The organism is Streptomyces sp. NPDC053750, from assembly GCF_044544295.1.
GTDB lineage: Bacteria > Actinomycetota > Actinomycetes > Streptomycetales > Streptomycetaceae > Streptomyces.
On record NZ_JBITXB010000054.1, the window covers coordinates 1 to 4,418 of the forward strand.

Sequence of the window (4,418 nt, forward strand, 5' to 3'; positions counted from 1 at the left end):
AGCGGGTACTTCCTCGGTGCAGGCATCGTCTGGGCTCCTCTCGTGAGACCCATCTGACCCTCTGTCACCTCTTCCCGCATCTCGGGGGAACCTCAGCTGTCCGCCGGAGGTGAGGAAGAAACCGGAGAGAGCGGCGAGCGCCGCATCGAGTTGTTCGTCGGCGACTCCGCGGGCGGTGGGGTGCTGGGTGAACAGGGCGGTGGCGTCGTGCCCGTCGGCGTAGGCGGTGGCCAGGAGCAGGACGAGGTCGAACCAGCTCGCCCCCAGGCAGGGCCAGTTCCAGTCGCAGATCCACGCGGCGCCGTACGCATCGATCAGCACGTTGTCCTGTCGTAGGTCGTGGTGGAGGACGGCATTGCCTGCGACGGCCTCCCGCCATCCGCTTTCCAGGCTGGCCAGCACGTCCAGTAGGTCGAGTGGTACCCAGGAAGGCAGGGCGTTCGTGGACGTGGCGCCTCGGGCGAGGTTGCGCCAGTCGGCGAAGTCACCGCCGTCACCCACCGGCTTGAGGCCCACATGCTGGAGTGCTGTGGGTGGGGTGGAGAGTGCCTCTGCTGTGATCCTGTACGCGTCGAGAGTGGCCGTTAGCTCATCAGACTTCCACGGTGTGGTGGGCATGCGGCCACCGGGGACAGCGTCGATGCCGAGAACGACCCATCCGTCGTGCTCCTCAATCCACTGCAGGCGTGGCGCCGGAATCTCTGCCGGGAGCGCCTGGTTGATCGACGCTTCCCTGCGGTAGGAGTCGGCCACCACACTGTTGTCGAGGCTCTTGACCGCCTTGACGAACAGAGGTCCGAAGGCCCCGCGGAGTACAGCGGCGAAGCCGCTGGTAAATCCGCTCCCTGCGCTGCACCCGGCCTCTACTGAGCCTCCGAGGCGTCGGGTGATGAGCTGGCGAACATCTCGTGGGAGGTCCTTCCAGTCTGGGCGTACCGCTGTGGCGTTGTACTGAAGGCGCGAGGTGATGATGTCGGGCATTCCGTCAGGATGGGGGAGCTGTGTTTCCCGGCGCCACGAAATTGTCACGCGGATCCGTGTCCGTCCATTCGCTGACTGAGCCCCGTAGGCTGCGCCCCGGGTAGCGTCATCATCAGTGCGACTACACCTGCTCCTTCCTGGCGCCGTTGATCGTCAGGTGGCCGCACCTGCTTCCGAACCTGCCCACTGGCACGATCACGACCTAGCAGAAATCTCGCTGTCGTCTCGAGGCCCTGGCTCGCTATCCTCCGTCACAACGCGATGACGGAGACGAGTAGCCCGGGATCACGCGAGCCGAGAGAGCTGCTGGCAGCTGGGAAGGCAGCCTCGCGCCCCGGGGTGAAGACCCTCCTGAGCGCGGGGAGGAACGGCCATGTGGTCCAATGCCCCGCCGGCTGGCCCCGTTACCGGCCACGAATGAGGCCGCCACTGTCGAGTGGTGGTGAAGGCGTGGTGGAACCGCGAGTCCCCTTCTCGCCCGCGCCCCCAAGGGATCACCATGACGCCCTGGAGGGCTGCGATGATCCATACGACCGATCGTGTACTGGTATCTGACCTGCACGAGCACTTGGGTCGAACCGTTTCCGTGTCGGGCTGGGCGCACACTCTGCGCCTGCTGAGTAAGGTCCAGTTCGTCGTCGTACGCGACCACACGGGCATGGTGCAGGTCACCCACCGGCGCGGCGGCGCAGGCGACGACATCGAGGCCGCCCTGCAGCAGCTCACGCCGGAGTCCGCGGTGCGGATCACCGGCCGCGTCGTCGAGAACCCGATCGTGAAGCTCCACAGCCTGGAGATCATCCCGGAGCGGGTCGAGGTCCTGAACCGGGCCGCGACACCGCTGCCCATCGACGAGCACACCAGCCTGGAGCACCGCCTGGACTGGCGGTTCCTGGACGTACGCCGCCGTCCCGCCGCTCAGCTGATGTTCGCCGTGCAGACCACCCTGGAGCAGGGGATGCGCGAGTACGCCTATGCCCAGGGCGCCACGGAAATGCACACCCCCAAGCTCATGGGCACCGCCTCGGAGTCTGGCGCCGAGGTCTTCGAACTCGGCTACTTCGATCGCAGCGCCTATCTCACCCAGTCGCCGCAGTTCTACAAGCAGATGGCGATCTCGGCCGGAATCGAGAAGGTCTTCGAGATCGGCCCCGTCTTCCGTGCAGAGCCGTCGTTCACCTCCCGGCACGCCACCGAGTTCACCGGCGTCGACGTCGAGCTGGCCTGGATTGACGGCGTCGAGGACGTTATGGCGTTCGAGGAGCAGATGCTCGCCCACGCCATCACCAAGGTCGCCGGTGCACACGGCGATGCGGTCCGGGAGCAGTTCGGCGTGGAGATCACCGTCCCCACGACTCCCTTCCCCCGCATCACCATGGCCAAGGCGCACGACATCCTGCGCAAGGGCGGATGGGACGCGGAAGGAACCAAGGAGGACCTGGACCCGGAGGGCGAGCGGAGCATCAGCGCCCACATCCAGCAGGCCACCGGCCACGAGTTCGTGTTCATCACCCACTACCCCGTGGGCATCCGGCCCTTCTACCACATGCGGCCGGCCGACGACCCGAGCGTGACCCTGAGCTTCGACCTGCTCTGGAAGGGGCTGGAGATCACCACCGGCGCCCAGCGCGAGCACCGCTACGACGTGCTGCTGAAGCAAGCCGCCGAGAAGGGCATGAGTCCGGAGCCGATGCAGAACTACCTGAACGCGTTCCGGTACGGGTGCCCACCGCACGGCGGGCTGGGCATGGGCCTTGGACGCGTACTCATGGTCTTGCTCGGACTGGAGTCGATCCGCGAGGCCACCTTCCTCTTCCGCGGACCGAACCGGCTCACCCCATAGCTGGCCTCTGTGCATGGCTGGCCTACGTCGGATTTCCCTTCCGGGGCCTCGTTCACTGAGAGCATGGACAGGTGAGTACTGAGGGAGTGGGGCGCTGGGTGCCGGCTCGTCCCGAAGATCTAGCTGTCATGTTCGCTGCGGCTGACTTCCCGTGGTGGATCGCTGGCGGGTACGCGATCGAACTCGCCGTCGGCCGTGAGCTACGCCCGCACGGCGATCTCGATGTCCTCGTCCTCCGACGGGACCAAGCTCGCGTGCGCGATTTCTTGACCGACTGGGACCTGTACGTGGCGGACCCACCTGGCATGGGGCGGCTGCGCCCGTGGCGTTCTGGGGAGACTCTTCAGCCGCCCCTCCACGACATCTGGTGCCGACGCACGCCTGAGGCACCCTGGTCCGTGCAGCTCATGCTGGACGAGGCGGAGGGCACCCATTGGGTCTCTCGGCGTACCCCACGGATCCGGCTTCCGATCGAGCGGTTGGGACGAAGAAGCGGGACTGGTATCCCCTACCTGGCGCCCGAGGTGCAGCTCTACTACAAGGCGAAGGCGACACGGGAGAAGGATGAGACAGACTTCGAAGCGGTACTGCCGCTGCTCGGCGAACCTCAACGTATGTGGTTGGCGAACGCCATCGCAGTAACCGTGCCGGACCACCCATGGCGGCAGCGTCTTACGCCACCGGACGCACACAAATGAGACGTCAGCCGCCGAGCGCGGCCCGCGGGTGACACGAAGGTGGCACGAGAGTTGTACAACCTGAAGCCCTGGCACTCCATGAGTGAACACTTGGTCGACGAGGCAATGGCGACGCCACGCTAACCAACCGCAGGCAGATCAGGCCGATTTCAGTGTCCACGACCAGTTCCTTAGCTCGTCGGGAGGGCGGTCTGATTACCCGAAGCTGCCTCGTCCTCCGTCCGCAGCACGCACCGAGGTGTTACCGGCTCAGTGCGGCGTCGAGATATACCTGCACCGCGTCGAAGAGGCCGTATGGCACGTACGCGGGAATCTGGGCATGCCGGACCCATGCCACCTCAGCCAGTTCATCGTCGTCCGCCACGTAAGGAGCGCCGGACTCTACGACACAGGCCACGTAGGTCATCTTCCGGCCAGTCTTGGGGTGAACCCGTTCTCCGAGGACCTTGAGAGCGGTCACCTCCAGGCCGACCTCTTCGCTCGTCTCTCGCACGGCTGCTTGTTCAGGGGTCTCCGTCCCCTCGATCTCGCCCGCCGGGAACTGCCAAGACAGTTGACCTTCGGCGACCCGGCGGCGAACCATGAGCACGGCGCCGTCCTGTACCACGATCGCGGCTGCGATGCCCGGTCGCTCTTGTGCCGTTTGCTCGGTCATACGTCTTCCTCCAGTGCTGCCAGCATCGGCGGGTAGATCGTGTCGACGGACATGAAGCGGCCCTGTAGGTTCTCAGATCCCGTGTCATTTTCTCAGTCGCGATGTCATGTGACTGGCCGAACTGACACGGGATTGAGAATCGCTGGTGTCCTGTCGCATTGAAGCTGTCGGATTCTCACCGCTTCTCATTCGCAGTGTCAGATTCTCATTGCGTCGTGTGCTGAACGGAGACGTTTGCCCC

At 65.3% G+C, this 4,418-nt stretch carries 4 protein-coding genes; 2 read left to right on the forward strand and 2 right to left on the reverse strand.

Going from position 1 to position 4,418, the window contains the following annotated elements:
• On the reverse strand, window positions 1-981 hold a 981-nt coding region (locus tag ACIGO6_RS41510), incomplete at its 3' end, for a phosphotransferase family protein (RefSeq protein WP_399885989.1).
• Between the two features lie 520 nt (window positions 982-1,501).
• Between ACIGO6_RS41510 and aspS the strand changes: the two genes are divergently transcribed.
• Together aspS and ACIGO6_RS41520 are read left to right on the forward strand one after the other, a co-directional pair.
• Entirely contained in the window at window positions 1,502-2,824 is a 1,323-nt protein-coding gene (gene aspS / locus ACIGO6_RS41515) for an aspartate--tRNA(Asn) ligase (RefSeq protein WP_399885991.1), read from the forward strand.
• Between the two features lie 128 nt (window positions 2,825-2,952).
• Entirely contained in the window at window positions 2,953-3,522 is a 570-nt protein-coding gene (locus ACIGO6_RS41520) for a nucleotidyltransferase domain-containing protein (protein ID WP_399885993.1), read from the forward strand.
• 241 nt (window positions 3,523-3,763) lie between these two features.
• Here ACIGO6_RS41520 and ACIGO6_RS41525 read toward each other — a convergent pair whose 3' ends face one another.
• Window positions 3,764-4,177, reverse strand: a complete 414-nt coding sequence (locus ACIGO6_RS41525) for an NUDIX hydrolase (RefSeq protein ID WP_399885995.1) — start codon at window positions 4,175-4,177, stop codon at window positions 3,764-3,766.
• Between the last annotated feature and the right edge of the window lie 241 nt (window positions 4,178-4,418).